General features: G+C 71.7%; 14 protein-coding genes and 1 pseudogene. 6 read left to right on the top strand and 9 right to left on the bottom strand.

Annotated features, from left to right (window positions below; translation table 11 throughout):
- Positions 1-115: 115 nt before the first annotated feature.
- Entirely contained in the window at positions 116-1,354 is a 1,239-nt protein-coding gene (locus tag ACIP98_RS31315) for an ATP-grasp domain-containing protein (protein WP_401979093.1), read from the bottom strand.
- A 66-nt stretch (positions 1,355-1,420) separates the two neighbouring features.
- Positions 1,421-2,707 (bottom strand): MFS transporter, encoded by a 1,287-nt coding sequence (locus ACIP98_RS31310; protein WP_319662350.1) that lies wholly within the window; start codon positions 2,705-2,707, stop codon positions 1,421-1,423.
- A gap of 131 nt (positions 2,708-2,838) precedes the next feature.
- On the opposite strand from ACIP98_RS31310, the gene ACIP98_RS31305 reads away from it, so the two are divergent.
- Entirely contained in the window at positions 2,839-3,123 is a 285-nt protein-coding gene (locus tag ACIP98_RS31305; protein WP_401979091.1) for a hypothetical protein, read from the top strand.
- A gap of 84 nt (positions 3,124-3,207) precedes the next feature.
- Here ACIP98_RS31305 and ACIP98_RS31300 read toward each other — a convergent pair whose 3' ends face one another.
- Together ACIP98_RS31300 and ACIP98_RS31295 are read right to left on the bottom strand one after the other, a co-directional pair.
- On the bottom strand, positions 3,208-3,411 hold the full coding sequence (locus ACIP98_RS31300) for a cold-shock protein (protein ID WP_319133361.1): 204 nt from the start codon (positions 3,409-3,411) through the stop codon (positions 3,208-3,210).
- A gap of 218 nt (positions 3,412-3,629) precedes the next feature.
- Positions 3,630-4,288 (bottom strand): annotated as a pseudogene (locus tag ACIP98_RS31295) (HAD family hydrolase).
- Between the two features lie 390 nt (positions 4,289-4,678).
- On the opposite strand from ACIP98_RS31295, the gene ACIP98_RS31290 reads away from it, so the two are divergent.
- Positions 4,679-5,545: a SigB/SigF/SigG family RNA polymerase sigma factor gene (locus ACIP98_RS31290; protein ID WP_401979161.1), complete on the top strand. Its 867-nt coding sequence runs from the start codon at positions 4,679-4,681 to the stop codon at positions 5,543-5,545.
- A gap of 50 nt (positions 5,546-5,595) precedes the next feature.
- Here ACIP98_RS31290 and ACIP98_RS31285 read toward each other — a convergent pair whose 3' ends face one another.
- The 3 genes from ACIP98_RS31285 to ACIP98_RS31275 form a co-directional block, all read right to left on the bottom strand.
- Positions 5,596-6,780, bottom strand: a complete 1,185-nt coding sequence (locus tag ACIP98_RS31285) for a PP2C family protein-serine/threonine phosphatase (protein WP_319662354.1) — start codon at positions 6,778-6,780, stop codon at positions 5,596-5,598.
- 157 nt (positions 6,781-6,937) lie between these two features.
- Entirely contained in the window at positions 6,938-8,560 is a 1,623-nt protein-coding gene (locus tag ACIP98_RS31280; protein ID WP_319662355.1) for an NAD(P)/FAD-dependent oxidoreductase, read from the bottom strand.
- A 26-nt stretch (positions 8,561-8,586) separates the two neighbouring features.
- Positions 8,587-9,042 carry an SRPBCC family protein gene (locus ACIP98_RS31275; RefSeq protein WP_319662356.1) on the bottom strand — a complete coding sequence of 152 codons (456 nt, stop codon included), beginning with the start codon at positions 9,040-9,042 and terminating at the stop codon, positions 8,587-8,589.
- Positions 9,043-9,160: 118 nt separating this feature from the next.
- Between ACIP98_RS31275 and ACIP98_RS31270 the strand changes: the two genes are divergently transcribed.
- The 3 genes from ACIP98_RS31270 to ACIP98_RS31260 all read left to right on the top strand — a co-directional run bounded on the left by ACIP98_RS31270 (position 9,161) and on the right by ACIP98_RS31260 (position 12,055).
- Entirely contained in the window at positions 9,161-10,033 is an 873-nt protein-coding gene (locus ACIP98_RS31270; protein WP_401979089.1) for a short-chain dehydrogenase/reductase, read from the top strand.
- A gap of 140 nt (positions 10,034-10,173) precedes the next feature.
- Positions 10,174-11,364: a zinc-dependent alcohol dehydrogenase gene (locus ACIP98_RS31265; RefSeq protein WP_319662358.1), complete on the top strand. Its 1,191-nt coding sequence runs from the start codon at positions 10,174-10,176 to the stop codon at positions 11,362-11,364.
- 130 nt (positions 11,365-11,494) lie between these two features.
- Complete coding sequence (locus tag ACIP98_RS31260) at positions 11,495-12,055, top strand: hemerythrin domain-containing protein (protein WP_319662359.1); 561 nt, start codon at positions 11,495-11,497, stop codon at positions 12,053-12,055.
- A 285-nt stretch (positions 12,056-12,340) separates the two neighbouring features.
- On the opposite strand, the gene ACIP98_RS31255 is transcribed toward ACIP98_RS31260, so the two are convergent.
- Together ACIP98_RS31255 and ACIP98_RS31250 are read right to left on the bottom strand one after the other, a co-directional pair.
- Positions 12,341-12,469, bottom strand: a complete 129-nt coding sequence (locus tag ACIP98_RS31255) for a hypothetical protein (RefSeq protein WP_401979087.1) — start codon at positions 12,467-12,469, stop codon at positions 12,341-12,343.
- A 945-nt stretch (positions 12,470-13,414) separates the two neighbouring features.
- Entirely contained in the window at positions 13,415-13,942 is a 528-nt protein-coding gene (locus ACIP98_RS31250) for a YbhB/YbcL family Raf kinase inhibitor-like protein (protein ID WP_319662361.1), read from the bottom strand.
- Between the two features lie 542 nt (positions 13,943-14,484).
- On the opposite strand from ACIP98_RS31250, the gene ACIP98_RS31245 reads away from it, so the two are divergent.
- On the top strand, positions 14,485-14,786 hold a 302-nt coding region (locus ACIP98_RS31245), incomplete at its 3' end, for an alcohol dehydrogenase catalytic domain-containing protein (RefSeq protein WP_401979085.1).

Genomic DNA, 14,786 nt, shown 5'->3' with positions numbered 1-14,786 from the left:
CCTTCACACAAGCGATCATCGCACGGGACGCGGGCGGCCCCGGTGACCCACGGTGACAGTGGACGGTTCCCTTCCGCCCCGCGCAGTCCGCTCCCAGCCGGTTCGCCGCCGGTCGTCAGGGGGTACCTCCCGCGGTCTCCATCCGCACCCGGATCTTGCCCGCCGCCGACCACGCGTGGTGCAGGGCCAGTTCCGCCGTCTCCCCCTCGGCCAGGACGATGGAGACCAGACCGCGCTGATCGCCGGTCGTCGCGATCCGCGCCCCACGGTCCTGGACGGCGTACAGCTGGGGACTCCCGGGGTGACTCGCCAGGGCCGCGGCCCCCTCGACGGACGCGACGACACCGGGCTCGGGAGCGTACAGGGCCACGCCCGCCGCGCCGGTGGGCGGCGGCGGGACCAGGTCCATCAGGGCGGGGCGCTCCCCGAGCGCCATCTCCACCAGCGCCTGGTGGACGTCCAACCCGGCGGCACGGCGCATGAGTTCCCCGATCACGACGCCGCCGAGACGGGGGTTCACCTCCACGATCTCCACTCCGTCGGCGGTCCTGATGAACTCCGTGTGGGTGAATCCGTGCCGGTAGCCGACCGACGCCAGGGTCCGCGACACGTGCTCCCGGATCTCCGCCTCCAGGTGGTCCGGCAGCGCGACGGGGAAGGAGGCCGACTCCTCGCGGAAGTGGGGCTCGGGCGACAGCGTGCGACTGCAGACACCGAGCACGCGCGTCTGCCCGTCCCAGGTCAGCGTCTCCGCGCTGTACATCGGGCCGATCAGGTAGGTCTCGGCGATCAGGTCCCGACCGCCCAGGGACGTGGACATCCGGGCCGCCTCCAGTACGCCGGTGAGCTCGTCCTTGTCCCGGACCAGCCACACATTGCGGCTGCCTGCCCCCGCCACGTCCTTCACGACGCACGGGAAGTCCAGGAACGGGACCAGGTCGTCCGTCGTCGCCGTGGCGGGGTCGAAGACGTGGCTGCGCGCCCGGGACAGGCCGTGGCGGCGCAGATGGTCGCGGAATCCGCCCTTGTCGCGCAGCAGCGCCACGGCGGCGGGGTCCGCGTGCGGCAGCCCGAGTTCACGTGCGACGTGTACGGCCTGGTCACTGACGGAGTCCACCATCCGCAGCACCCCTGCCACGGCGGGCATGGCGCGCAGCACCGCCAGCACGCGGCCGGCGTCATCGGTGTCGACGTCGACCACCGTGACGGTGCCCGGCTCGGCCTGCGCCAGCTCGTGCAGATAGTGGGACCGGTCGGCGGTCAGGAGCACCAGCTCGTGACCGCGGCGCCGGGCCGCGGCGGCCAGGTGGTCGAGACCGAAGTTGAGCGCTTCTACGGCGGCGATGACCGACATGGGGAACCTCCAGCGGGTGGGAACGAAGACAGTGAGGACACACGGACGCGGACGCGCGTGCCCGGCTCAGGTGCGGGCGGTGCCGCGCCGGCCCGCCGCCCGTGGACGCTCGGCGTCCGCTTCCGGACGTGCCTGACCGTTCCCGGGGGTCCCGGGACCGCTCCCGAGCCTGAGCACGAGGAAGGCGCAGGCCGCCAGGAGACCGACGGCCGCACAGCCCGCCCAGAGCACCGAGCCGCCGGCGCGGTCGAGGACGATGCCGCCGGCGATCGGCGCGACACAGGACGCGGCCGCCGTACCGAAGCCGAAGACGCCCTGGTAGCGACCTCTCAGATGCGACGGCGACAGGTCGGCGACCGCGGCCGCCGACGTGGGCGCGAAGACCATCTCGCCGACCGTCCAGATCACCACGCCGAGCCCGTAGACCGTTGCGGCGCTCCCGGCGAGGGCCGTCACGCCGAACCCGGCCCCGAACAGGACGGCGGCCCCGGCGAGCAGCGGGCCGGGCCGCCGGCCGCGCAGCCCCCGCGACAGCGGGATCTGCAGCAGCACGACCACCAGGCCGTTGAGGCCGATCACCAGGCCGTACGTGCGTGTGCTGAGCCCCTGGGCCTCCATGGCCACCGGCAGGGTGGTCACGCCCTGGTGGAACAGCAACCACAGCGCGAAGGACACGGCGGTCAGTGCGAGCAGCCGGCCGTCGCGAAGGGCCACGGTCAGGCCGCGCGCGGCAGCCGGCCCGGCCGTCGGCGCCGGGACCGCGTCGTTCGCCGCCGGACGCGTCTCCGGCAGCAGCAACCAGGCCATGAGTCCGCAGACCAGCGTCGTCGCCGCGTCGCCGACGAAGATCCACACGAAGTCGGCCCGCACAAGAAATCCGGCCATGACCGAGGACAGGCCGAAGCCGATGTTCACCGCCCAGTAATTCAGCGAGAAGGCACGCTGCCGGTCCTCCGGGCCCACGAGGTCCGCGATCATGGCCGAGAGCGCCGGGCGCGGCGCGGAGCTGCCGGCGCCGAAGAGAAACGTCAGCACGGCCATGGCGGCAACCTGCGGGGTCACGGCCAGCGCGGCCGTGACGGCCGCGGTCACGACGTAGGACCCGGCCATGGTGGCCCGCCGGCCGAGCCGGTCGCTCAGCTCGCCGCCGACGAGCGAGCCCGCGACCGAGCCGAGGCCGAAGCACGAGACCACCAGTCCCGCCGCGGTCGCGGAGAACCCCCGGTCGAGCGTGAGGTAGAGGGTCAGGAACGGATAGACGAAGGTACCCAGCCGGTTCACGAGCGTGCTCGACCACAGCCACCAGAAGCCCCGGGGCAGTCCCCCGAACACGGCCCCGCCCGTCCACCGCACAATCGACTCCGTCCCGCCGCTGCTCACCGACCGGCTTTTCCGGTCACACCGAGCGTGGGCCACGGGCCCGGGTCACTTCATCGGGAGAAAGCCCCGTCCTGGGGCGACACGTACCTGAGGCCGCCTCCTGGGTGCGGACACGCCCGGCCGGCGGAGGCCGCCCCACCTGGTACATCACTGGTGCGTCCCGCGGCTTCGACGTCCTGGTGAACAACACCGGACAGGGCCTGCTGGGCGCACTGGAAGAGAGCAGCGACGCCGACCCCCGCTCGCTGTCCGGCCTCGTCGTCTTCCGGCTGATCAAGGTCAGCCGCGCCGTCATGCTTCGGCGGAGCCGCGACGACCTCGCTCCCTGGCGTACGAAGTCCGCGGCCACCGTGCACGACGACGCCGCTCGGTGGTCATCCGCGAGCTGACTCCGTGAAGCGCAACGGGGTCGCCCTCCACGAAGAGAGCGACCCCGCGCGAGACGGCCCCCGCTGGGAGCGGTGGGCCGGAGGTCAGCCGCGGACGATGTTCTCCGCCTGCGGGCCCTTCTGTCCCTGCGTCACGTCGAAGGTGACGTGCTCACCCTCCACCAGCTCGCGGTAGCCGTTGCCGGAGATGTTGGAGTAGTGGGCGAACACGTCCGGCCCTCCCCCGTCCTGAGCGATGAAGCCGAAGCCCTTTTCCGAGTTGAACCACTTCACAACGCCAGATGCCACTCGCTCGTCCTTCACATGCTGCTGCTGCGGCGCGCCACCGGCGCGCCGGCAAACCTCCGATGCCGGGCTGCCGCCCCTTGCATACCCGATGATCCGATGCCTTGGCCAGCGAATACCCCCACGTCGGCGCAGATGTCGCGTTCGTGTCGTCTGTCCAGGTGCCTGTCGGCGAGGGGGTCGCCTCCGGGTGGTGGGCCCACCCGTCCGCGGGGCCGCGTTCAGCGCACCTGCGCATTGAACCTCGCCACTTCCTCCGGGAGCGCCGAGAGACCCTCCACGCGGAACGTGGGCAGTCCGGCCTCCGGCTCCCTCCATTGCATCAGGGCCCAGGGGCCACGGCGCACCAACGCCGTCCGCATCCCCGCCGCGGCAGCCGGCACGACGTCCTCGTCCAGACGGTCACCGACGTACAGGGTCTCTCCCGCCGGGAACGGAACGGCCTCGCCCATGCGGACGAAGAACTCGGGATCGGGCTTGCCGACCCCCCAGCCGGCCGAGGTGCCGATGGCGTCCACGTCCCCGGCGAACAGGCCCGCAGGTGCCGCTCGCCCCCAATGGTCTGGTTCCCGGCTATGCCGAGCCAGAGCCCGGCGCCCCGCAGGGCGGCCAGGGCGGGCCGGGCGTCGGGGTAGAGGTCCTCCTCGCCGAAGGATTCCGGCTTCCCCGCGGCAGCGCGTTTCTCGCGTTCCTCGTCAAGGTCCGCTCCGGGCCGGAACAGATGGAAGACATCGCGGTGATCGCGGCCCTGTGCGACGAGCACGCCGAACATCGCGTGGAAGGTGTGACGGGGAACACCGAACCAGTCGGCCCACGACTCATATGCGCGAGTGTCGTCCACGAGGCACTCACCCACGTCGAACACCACGGCACGAATCATGACCGGCAGCCTACGGTCCGCACGCCGAAAAAAGCGTACACACGCGCGAATTCAGGCCGAATCCGGAATGTCTGTCGCCGGACCGCGGCCGGACGGCAGCGCCCCCGACTCCTTCCTCGACTGCTCGCGCCTTCACGGTCCACGTGCGGAGCCGGTCTCAGAAATGCCTCCGCCACGGGCGATCGGCGACCCGATCGGCCCCCTGACGGAGGATTTCGATGGTCCTCCCCTCCCCGCCCGGCGTACCGGTGCCGGGCCAATTCCCTGAAAGGCAGAGTCCCTGTGTGACCGAAAGCGGTCGGGGCCGCGGCGGGCGCGGCGTGGTGCGCCATGTGCCGGGTAGGCGGCAGGGGTGCCCAAGCGCACGTCCTAGGAGCGCGATACGTGAAGATGATCACTGAGGAAAGCAAGAAACGCGCGCGATCGGGCATCGGGGACCCCGTCGGCAACGAGGCACGCCTCCCCGTACTGGAGGACCCCACGAAGGTGGCCGCCAGGGACGCCCGGGAGTTGTCGAAGGTGTTTCTCGGCAGACTCGGCGTCCTCGAGGAGGGGACGCCGGAGTTCCAGTACATCAGGAACACACTGATCGAACTGAACCTCTCACTCGTCCGTTTCGTGGCGACCCGTTTCCGCAGCCGCGGTGACGAGATGGAGGACATCGTCCAAGTCGGCACGGTCGGCCTGATCAAGGCCATCGACCGCTTCGACCTGAGCCGCGAAGTCGAGTTCACCACCTTCGCCATCCCCTGTATCGCGGGGGAGATCAAACGCTACTTCCGGGACACCAGCTGGGCCGTTCACGTCCCACGCCGACTGCAGGAACTGCGGATCACTCTGGCCAAAGCCATGGACGAGATGGCCCAGGTCCTGGACACCGACCCCACACCGGCGGAACTGGCGCGGCACCTGGGACTCAGCGAGCAGGAGGTCCGCCAGGGCATCGTGGCGTCCAACGGCTACACCGCAAGCTCCCTGGACGTTCCCCTCGACCGGGACGACGAGGCCGGCGGCAGCTACGCGGAGCAGCACGGGGGCACCGACCCCGCCCTGGAAGGCGTCGAGGACATAGCGGCCCTGAAACCGCTCATCGCCCGGCTCGGCGAGCGTGACCGCCTGCTCCTGAGGATGCGATTCCGTGAGGAGATGACGCAGTCACAGATCGGCCTCGCCCTCGGCCTCAGCCAAATGCACGTGTCCCGACTGCTGTCGCACATCCTCACCCGCCTGCGTGGCGACCTGCTCCTCGACGAATAGCGGCCGGGACGTCCGCGGCGCAGAGCGGCCCCCGGTGGCCCTGATCGGCGTCACCGCGCGCGGCGCGCATCCGTGCGCGGTCCCCGCCAGTCGAGGCAGAGAATCGTGGCGTCGTCCTGCAGTTGTCCGAGGCACGCCTCGAACACGGCGGCGGTGGCCGCACGGACCATTTCACGCGGGTGCTCGGCGGCGGTCTCGCGGATCACGGCCGCCAAGTCCACCACTGTGGCCCGGCGTTCCTGCATGCCGTCGGTGTACAGGACCAGCCGGTCGCCGGCCCGCAGGTCGAGAGGCTGAGCACGGAAAGGCGCGCTCGACGGGACGCCGAAGGGCAGGTGGACGTCGAGGCGGACCTCCTGGACCGCGCCGTCGCGCAGCCGGAGCGGCCACGGGTGTCCGGCGTTGATCACCTGGGCGCCGGCTCCGTCCATGGCGATGCGGATGAGTTGACCGGTGGCGAGACCGTTGTGGCCGTGGTCGAGGAGCGTGCGGTGCATCCGACGCGCCTGCTCGGCGAGATCGCACCCGGCCCGGCGGGCGCCCCGCGAGGCGTTGACCGTGAGGGTGGCCAGCACCGCGGAATCGACGTCGTGCCCCATCGCGTCCGTGATGGACAGATGCAAGGTGTCGTGGTCGACCGCGTAGTCGTAGGTGTCACCGCCGATGGAGTCCGCGGGCACGAGCGCGCCGGCCAGCGTGAACTGCTCCCCTTCGTAACTCGCGGCCGAGGGCAGCAGTGCCCGCTGGATCTCGGCGGCCAGGCTGACGGACGTGGTCCGCTCGAGCCAGTGGTAGAGATCGGTGAAGCGCCGGTCCATGACGATGAGGAACGCGAGCGCGTGGGCGGCCTCGCCCACCTCCTCCAGGACGTTCGGCGTGGATTCCGGAAGCGTCAGTTCCAGCAGGCCGATCGCGTCGCCGCGGTTGGTGACCGGCACGATGACCCGCAGGCCCTCGCCGTCGCCCGGCTCCTGCACGAGCCGCTGGCCGCGCAGCGCCCGCTCGTACAAGGTGCCGGACAACGGGATCTGCTCCACGTCACGGCGCTGCCCCGACACGCCTCGCTCACCGATCCGCACCACCCTCCGGCCGATGACGTCGGCGACGAGGAACGACACGGACCGCGCCCCGAACCGGTCGCGCAGGTTGCGGGCGATGACCTCGACGGACTCCGCGGGCGCGGCCGCCTCGGCCGCCGCGAGAACCTCGCTCAGTCGAAGCTGCTCGTGGGCCACAACGTCTCCCTGCTGTCGGCGCACCCGGCCCCCTCGCCGCCAGGGCCTTCGGCTGCCCGACCCGACTTTCCTCGCTCGGTCCACCGCCTACGGCCCATGCTGGCACGGCATCCGCGTGCACGCCGACACGAAGACCCGGCGGCCGGAGCGCCGCGTGTCAGGTGCGTTCCCCGAAGCGGTTCCGGCGGGTGAGGGCGCGCTGTGTTCCGCTGAGCAGCCGGCTCGGGGACCGGAAGCGCAGCGCGGCGCGGGCCGCGTTGGCGCCCGGGGCCCCGTGGACGCCGCCGCCGGGATGGGCCGCCGCGGAGGCCAGGAAGAGCCCGGCGACCGGTGTTTCCGGGCGCCCGGTCCCCGGAACGGGCCGGAACACCAGTTGCTGGTGCAGCGCGGCGGTGCCGCCGTTGATCGCGCCGTCGTGAAGATTGGCGTCGGCCGATTCGATGTCGGGTGGGGCCAGGACACGACGGGCGCGGATCAGTGCGCGGAATCCGGGGGCGTACCGCTCGACCTGTTCTTCCACGCGGTCGGCCATCCGCTCCCGGTCACCCGAGTGCCACGCCCCCGTGATGCCTCCCTCGCCCGCGTCGCCGCGGATGTGGTGCGGGAGGTGGGTGTAGGCCCAGGCCGACTCCGTTCCGGCCGGCGAACGCGTGCCGTCGGCCGTGGTCATCTGCCCGAACAGCACGAAGGGCCGCTCGGGCACCTCCCCCATGGCGATCTGCGCGGCGAACCGCGTCAGCCCGTCCACCCCCTCAGCCAGATGGACCGTGCCCGCGCCCCGCGCGGCGCCGGCGGTCCACGGCACCGGGCCGTCGAGCGCCCAGTCGACCTTGAAGGTCGCGAAGTCCCACTGGAACCGCCGCAGGTCCTCCTGGACGCGTGCGGGAAGGTCGGCCGGGTCCAGCAGTCGCGTGTAGAGCGCCGGCGCTGAGACGTCGGCCAGGACGGCGCGGGCGGCCGGGACGACCCGGCCGTCCGCCGTGCGGACGCCGATGGCCCGCCCGGAACGGACCACCACCGACGTGGCCCGGACCCCGCAGCTCACCGTCCCTCCGTTGCGCCGCAGACGGGCGACCAGAGCGGTGACCAGGGACTGCGCGCCGCCCACGGGGACCGGAAACCCGTACGCCTGCCCGAGCATCGCCATGAGCCAGCCGTACCCACCGCTGCCGGCGGCTTCCGGGGCAAGGTCGGCGTGCAAGGCGTTGCCCGCCAGGAGCAGCGGACCCAGCGCGCCGCGGAACTCCTCCTCCCCCAGCCTGCGCACCGGAAGCACCAGGGTGCGGGCCAGGCGGAGTCCCCCCGCGGTGCGCAGCCGGGCGGCCAGGCGCAGTCCGGCCCGCACTGGTGGGAAGGGCGTGAACAGCGCGTCCAGGATGTCGTCACCGAGGCGGTCCCACAGAGCGCACAGGCGCAGCCAGGCCTCGCCGTCACCGGGGGTGTCCCGGTCGAGGAGCGCCGCGGTGTCCGCGGCGTTCCGGTGGAGCACGGCGCAGCGACCGTCCAGCAGCGGGTGCGCGACCACGGCCGGGGCGTGGCTCCAGCGCAGGCCTTCTCGTTCCAGCTCGAGCCGGCGGATGACCGGCGAGGCGGCGGCCAGCGGATAGAAGGAGCTGAACAGGTCGTGGACGAAGTCGGGGTGGACGGCACGGTCGGAGCGGACCCCGCCGCCGGGCTCGTCCTGGGCTTCCAGGACCTCCACGGCCCATCCCGCCTCGGCCAGGAGATTCGCGGCGACGAGACCGTTGGGGCCCGCACCGATCACCACCGCGTCCGGCATGCGATCGCCTTCCGTAGAGTCACCGCTCACGTACCGGACGCGGTCCGGTCCACGCGCTCCTCGACCAGGTGCGCCAGTCTGTTGAGCATGCTGCGGTGGCGCAGTTGGAGGAACGCGTCGAGCAGGGAGTTGTGCAGCATGCCCCCCGGACCGCGCAGCGGATGCTCGTCGACGATCACGAGGGTGTCGTCGGCCCAGGGGCGCAGTTCGAGGGCGATGCGGGCGCTGCCGAGCCATCCGCTCATGGCTTCGAGTTCCAGTTGCCGGCCCGGCCGGCTGATCCGCACGACAGTGGTTCCCTGGAGCTTCATCGGCCCGATGTCCACGGTGTACCGGATGCTGGAGCCGACCTGGGGCCAGTCGCCGTCGTCCCGCTCGGACCCCGATGGCCCGACGACCCACTCCCCGTAGCGGTCGACGTCGGCCAGCACGGCCCACACGTCCTCCGGCGTGCCGGCCACCAGCCGGTGCCTGACGGCCATAGACCCTCCCGATCCCGGGCCGGCGCGCCGGCACTCGCCGACGCCGGACAGCCGGCTCGCCACTGATGTCACTATCGTCACTTTCATCACCATTCACCTCCGGAAGGAGATGGTGCCGATGGCAGGCTCCGGATCGGTCCTGGCGGGACGCACCGCCGTGGTGACCGGCGCCGCACGCGGCATCGGGCGGGCCGTGGCCGGCGCCCTGGTGGCGCGCGGGGCGAAGGTCGCGCTGCTGGGCCTCGAGCGGGACGAACTGTCGGCCGCGGCCGAGGCCGAGGCAGGACCCGGCTCGGCGAAGGCATGGCAGGTGGACATCACGGACGAGGCGGCCCTGCGGGATACGGCCGATCAGGTGACGCGGCTGTTCGGTCCGGTGTCCGTGGTCGTGGCCAATGCCGGTGTGGCTGCGGTGGGACCGTTCGAGGATGCGGACATGACGGTCTGGCGGCGCGTCGTGGAGGTCAACCTGGTCGGCAGCGCACTGACCGCCCGCGCCTTCCTCCCAGGGCTCCTCGCCACCCGCGGCTTCTACCTGCAGATCTCGTCCCTGGCCGCCCTCGGCGCCGCCCCGATGATGTCCGCGTACTGCGCGTCCAAGTCGGGGGTCGAGACCTTCGCCCACGGCCTGCGCACCGAGGTCGCGGGCCGTGGAGTGGGCGTGGGCATCGCCTACCTCAGCTGGACGGACACCGAGATGATCCGGGAGGCCTGGCGCCACGGGCCGCTGCGGGAGGTGCGGGCGCTGATGCCGTGGCCGGCCAACCGGGCCCACCCGGTGGAGCCCACGGCGGAGCGTCTGGTGCGCGGCATCGAACGGCGGTCCTCCTCCGTGTACGTCCAGCCCTGGGTGCGCGGCGTGCAGACCGCGCGCGCCCTCCTGCCCGGACTGGTCACCTGGCGGGCCGGACGGGTCCTGGGCAGCGGGGGACCCCGTCCCGGGACCGCCTTCCCAGGGCTCCTCGGCCCGGGCGGCCGGGCCGCCGGCTGAGGGGGCGAAGGGACCGGCGGCGGTCGGGGGGCCACGGTCCCTGTCGTCCCCGGCGGCCGCCGCGTGGTTCGCGGGCCGCGCCTCGGGTAGCCGAACCTTCTGTCCTGCCGGACGTCCCCGTCCGAGAGGAGTGACCGACCATGCGCGCGACCGTGTGGCACGGCAAGCGTGACGTGAGGGTCGAGACGGTGCCCGACCCGGGGATCGAGAAGCCGACGGATGCCGTGATCCGGATTACGTCGACCGGGCTGTGCGGCTCCGACCTGCACCTGTACGAGGTCCTGGCGCCGTACATGACCCCCGGGGACATCCTCGGTCACGAGCCGATGGGCATCGTGGAGGAGACCGGGCCCGACGTCGGCGACCTCTCCCCCGGCGACCGGGTCGTGGTGCCGTTCCAGATCTCCTGCGGCACCTGCTGGATGTGCCGGGAGGGACTGCCCACCCAGTGCGAGACCACCCAGGTCACCGAGTACGGCAGCGGTGCCGCACTGTTCGGCTACACCAAGCTGTACGGTCAGGTCCCCGGCGCCCAGGCCGAGTACCTGCGGGTGCCGCAGGCCCAGTTCGGGCCGATCAAGGTGCCCGACGGCCCGCCGGACGACCGGTTCGTCTATCTCTCGGACGTACTGCCCACCGCCTGGCAGGCCGTGAAGTACGCGGCCGTACCCGCGGGCGGCACCGTCGCCGTCCTCGGCCTCGGGCCGATCGGCGCGATGAGCTGCCGGGTGGCACGCCGGCTGGGCGCCGGACGCGTGATCGGCATCGACCACGTGCCCGAGCGGCTGACCCGGGCACGGCAGGACGGTGCCGAGGTGTACGACCTGGACGACTTCGACGACGCGCAGAGCCTGGTCACAGCGGTCAGGGACGCCACCGGCGGCCGCGGCCCGGACGCGGTCGTCGACGCCGTCGGCACCGAGGCCCACGGCAGCACTCTGGGCCGGGCGGCACAGCAGGCGGCCGGCCTCCTGCCACGGCAATGGGCCGCCAAGCTCATGGAGTACGTGGGCGTCGACCGCCTCGGCGCGCTGCACCTGGCCATCGACATGGTCCGGCGCGGCGGCACGGTGTCGGTGAGCGGCGTCTACGGCGGGATGAGCGACCCGATGCCGATGATGACCATGTTCGACAAGCAGATCCAGCTCCGCATGGGCCAGGCCAACGTGCACCGCTGGAGCGACGAGATCCTGCCGCTGCTCACCGACGACGACCCCTTGGGCGTGGACTCCTTCGCCACGCACCACGTGCCGCTCGACCAGGCTCCGCAGGCGTACGAGATGTTCCAGAAGAAGACCGACGGCGCCATCAAGGTACTGATGCGGCCCTGAGGGGCCGCATCAGGCCGGTGTCCTCCGACTCGCCGTCGTGGCTCCCTCCCGACCGCGTGATGCACGCGTGACCGCGGCAGGACCGGGCAGCCGAGTGATGAAGAGCTTTCGCTCGGAAAAGGAGATTCTCATGGGACACGGCGGCAACGTCATCGCGGAGCTCACGGCCGACCACCGCGAGGTCGAGGAGTACTTCGCCCGCCTTGGAGCTCTCCCCGCGGGCGACAAGAAACGACGCGACGTCCTGGACGACGTGACCATCGAGCTCGTACGGCACTCGGTCGCCGAGGAGATGTACCTCTACCCGGCGGTGCGCGAGCACGTCCCCGGCGGGGGCCAACTCGCCGACAAGGAGATCCAGGACCACGCCGAGGTCGAACAGGTCCTCAAGGATCTGGAGAGCGTCGACGTGGACGACGCGCAGTTCGACGTCCTCGTGCAGAAGCTGATCACCGATGTCACGGAGCACCTCCGGGAGGAGGAGCGGCTGCTCTTCCCGAGCCTGGCGCAGGCCTGCTCGCCCGAGCAGCTCATGGAGCTGGGCGACCAGGTCCGCCGGGCCAAGAAGGTCGCCCCGACGCGGCCGCACCCCAGCGCGCCGGACACCCCTCCCGCCAACAAGCTGCTGGCTCCCGGCACCGGCCTCGTCGACCGGGCACGGGACCTCATCACCGGACGCGGCAAGTCCTGAACCAGGCGACAGGGGCAGAGGGGGCCGGCCACTGCCGGCCCCCTCTGCCGTCCGTATCCCGGCTCGCTTCCGGAAACCGGGGGTGGGCTGATCGTCGACATCTCGCCCGCGGGCGCACGCCGGTACGCGCACCACACCCCTTACGGTGCGGGCAAGGCCGCCCGGGACAAGATGACGGCGGACACGGCCGCGAAGTTGCGCACGGACCCCGAGGTGCAGGACGCGACACCGGGCGCTGCGCGGAAGACCGCGTCACGGCGGCCGGTCGACGCGGGCCGGCGGACGTCAGCCCAGGGCGATGAACTCGAGTTGGAGGTTGTCGGGGTCCCGGAACACGACGGTCGAGTAGGCGAAGGGTTCGGACTCGTCCCGGATCGGCGTGTGTGCGATGCCCAACTCGTCGAGCCAGGACATCCAGGACTCGAGGTCGGCGCGGGAGCCGACCTGGAACGAGATGGGGTCCAGCCCGCTCCGGGCTTCGAGGAATCCCTCGTGCCGGTGCCCGTGTTCTTGTGCAACCCGATCACGACACCGGAGTCGGGCGTGATCAGCAGGACCCCGTACCCCGTCTGTTCGCGGTAGAGGTGGTGGAACCTGTAGTCGACCCGCTCGGCGCTGAACAGCCGCTGGTACCAGTCCAGGCTGTCCTCCAGGTTGGACACCGTGAAGGACAGGTGGTGGACGCCGGTGATCGTGGGGCCGGCGATGACCTGCGCCATGACGTACCTCCCGTGATGAGTGATCGGCCCTCCGGCGTGGCTCCGGTCAGGAGAGGGCCTTGAGCAGTTCCTCTGCGAGGGGACCCGAGGAAGCGGGGTTCCGCCTCGTGAGGAGACCGCGGTCCACGACGGTGCAGGGCTCCCGGGCGGGGCCCCGCGAATACCGGGTGGCCAGGTTCTTCAGCTCGTCCTCCGGCAGCCGCTTCGCGCCTTGTCCGCGACCCCGACGCCGGCCTCCTTCTCGTCGCAGAGGCCCGTCACACCGTGGTCGGCGAAGAGCGTGTCGCCGTTCGCGTCGCGGGTCGCGAGGAGTGCGGCCGGTGCGTGGCGGACGATTCCGGGTGGTCTGCCCGAGGCGAGTGCCTCGCGCAGCAGTGAATCCGGAGTCGGGGTCGGCCGAGAGGTCTTCCATCGGGCCCTGGCCTCCGGGGCTCATCGTGTCCGCAACGGGCATGACCCCGCCGGGAGTTGCCATGGTGACCTCGTGCCCGGCTTCGGCGAGGACGCGGCACGGCGCGACGAACTCCTCGGCCCAGTAACCGGTCGGGTCCCCGTGACCGTCTTTCAGGCTCCAGCAGCTCGCGCCGGTCGGCACGGAAAGGATCTCGGCCATGGTGACGCCCGGGCAGTGGCACGGTACTCAGCGCTCGAAGGTGCCGTACATGGTGGCCCGCGCGATGGCGTGGGTGAACAGGCGGAAGTCCATAAGGGCGGGGGCCGTCGTCTCGGACACGTCCAGCTTTTCCACGTCGACGGCGTGCACCACGAGGAAGTAGCGGTCCGGGCCGTTGCCCGGGGGTGTCGCCGGGCCCAGGTACCTTCGGTAGCCGGCGTCGTTGGGCAGCGTCACCGCTCCGCCCGGCAGCTCGCTTCCGTCTCCCGCTCCGGCCGGCAGGTCGGTCACGGAGACGGGAAGGTCGGCCACGGCCCAATGCCAGAAGCCCGAGGCGGTCGGCACGTCGGGGTCGAACATCGCGACCGTGAAACTGCGGGTTTCCTCGGGGAAGCCCGACCAGCTCAGCTGCGGCGAGATGTCCGATCCGCCGGCGCCCAGGATGCCGCTCACCTGCTCGCGGGCCAGTCGCTCGCCGTGGACCACGGACTGAGAGGTCACCGAGAAGCTCGGGATCGGGGGCATGAAGTCGTAGGGGCCATAGGGCTTGATCACGACGATCTCCCACTTTCCCGTCCGGTCGGCGGCGGGGTCGACCCATCCGCTCGCTGCCCGCGTCAGCGGCGCCCAAGGAAACGGCGGTGGAGACCCGCATCAACGCCGTTTCCCGCACCGCCGCGCGACCACGTGTCCGGCGTGGCACTCCCACCCGTCAACGGTAGGCGCCGGCGGTGGAGTGAGCCACCGCGCGTCCCCGCGAGGACCTCAGCGTGTGAAGGGCGGGGCGCGGCAGGGAGCTTCCACGGGCTCGTGGTCGCACAGGCGGGTACCGACGCGACGGGTGCGGTGGTGGGCAACGAGGGTTCCGCGGCACGGTCACCGGTCTCCGGATGCGCGGCGCCGGCATGCGCAGGACCCTGGAGTTGTCGAAGCGGAGCGGCGGCCGCGCCGGCCGGTGAGGCATCCGCAGCTCGTCGGGCTGCGGCGGTCGGGCCCGCACGGCTGCCCGCCGGCGAAAGCGAGGCACCCCCATGCAGATGATGCAAGCAGCTCGAATGCACGGATACAAAGAGCCCCTTCGCATCGACGAAGTCCCCATGCCCGACCCGGCGCCGGACGAGATCCTGCTGAAAGTCGCCGCGACCGGCATGTGCCGCAGCGACTACCAACTCCTCAACGGCTACTTCGAAGGCCCGTTCCCCGTGGACCTCCCCTACATCCCCGGCCACGAGGTCACGGGCCGCGTGGCCGGGATGGGCAGCGCCGTACCGAAGACGGTGGGCTACTCGGAAGGCGACATGGTTGTCGTCAACCCCAGTTGGGGGGACGGCACATGCCGCCAGTGCCGCGAGGGCAACGAACAACTGTGCAGCGGAAACGGCAGGTGGGTGGGCTTCGG

Origin of the sequence: Streptomyces sp. NPDC088354 (assembly GCF_044753585.1) — a bacterium.
Classification (GTDB): domain Bacteria; phylum Actinomycetota; class Actinomycetes; order Streptomycetales; family Streptomycetaceae; genus Actinacidiphila.
This window is presented reverse-complemented; position numbering and strand designations above follow the sequence as displayed.

Bases quoted from the DNA above. Each gene is read 5' to 3' on its own strand.
- ACIP98_RS31315 (WP_401979093.1), bottom strand. From the start codon at position 1,354: ATGTCGGTCATCGCCGCCGTAGAAGCGCTCAACTTCGGTCTCGACCAC.
- ACIP98_RS31290 (WP_401979161.1), top strand. From the start codon at position 4,679: ATGATCACTGAGGAAAGCAAGAAACGCGCGCGATCGGGCATCGGGGAC.
- ACIP98_RS31280 (WP_319662355.1), bottom strand. From the start codon at position 8,560: ATGCCGGACGCGGTGGTGATCGGTGCGGGCCCCAACGGTCTCGTCGCC.
- ACIP98_RS31275 (WP_319662356.1), bottom strand. From the start codon at position 9,042: ATGGCCGTCAGGCACCGGCTGGTGGCCGGCACGCCGGAGGACGTGTGG.
- ACIP98_RS31270 (WP_401979089.1), top strand. From the start codon at position 9,161: ATGGCAGGCTCCGGATCGGTCCTGGCGGGACGCACCGCCGTGGTGACC.
- ACIP98_RS31265 (WP_319662358.1), top strand. From the start codon at position 10,174: ATGCGCGCGACCGTGTGGCACGGCAAGCGTGACGTGAGGGTCGAGACG.
- ACIP98_RS31260 (WP_319662359.1), top strand. From the start codon at position 11,495: ATGGGACACGGCGGCAACGTCATCGCGGAGCTCACGGCCGACCACCGC.
- ACIP98_RS31255 (WP_401979087.1), bottom strand. From the start codon at position 12,469: ATGTCCTGGCTCGACGAGTTGGGCATCGCACACACGCCGATCCGGGAC.